Raw genomic sequence first — 444 nt, 5'->3', positions numbered from 1 at the left:
CCGGCAGCTCGACGTTCGCGAGCCCGAGCCGGATGTCCTGCGCGGACACGGGCAGCCGCTCGCGCAGCGCCTCGAGCGCGGCGAGCGCCGCCGACGCGTTGAGCAACTGGTTCGCGCCGCGCAGCGCCGGATACGCGAGCGCCGGATAGCGCTTGTCGCGGCCGGCGTACGTCCACTGCTGGCGCTCGCTGCCCGGCTGCGTCGAGAAGCGGAAATCGCGCCCGACGAGCCACAGATCCGCGCCGATCGCGCCCGCGTGGTCGACGAGCGTCTGCGGCGGCGCCGGGTCACCGCAGATCGCGGGCTTGCCCGGCCGAAAGATGCCCGCCTTCTCGAACGCGATCTTCTCGCGCGTGTCGCCGAGATATTCGATGTGGTCGACGTCGATGCTCGTCACGATCGCGCAATCGGCGTCGATCACGTTGACCGCGTCGAGCCGGCCGC

At 71.8% G+C, this 444-nt stretch carries 1 pseudogene; it reads right to left on the bottom strand.

The annotated features are described in order from the left end of the window. Positions 1 to 444, bottom strand: a pseudogene (locus tag ACU8YE_RS25340) (bifunctional tetrahydrofolate synthase/dihydrofolate synthase); the annotation flags it as partial.

The organism is Ralstonia sp. VS2407 (assembly GCF_052950655.1).
This window is presented reverse-complemented; position numbering and strand designations above follow the sequence as displayed.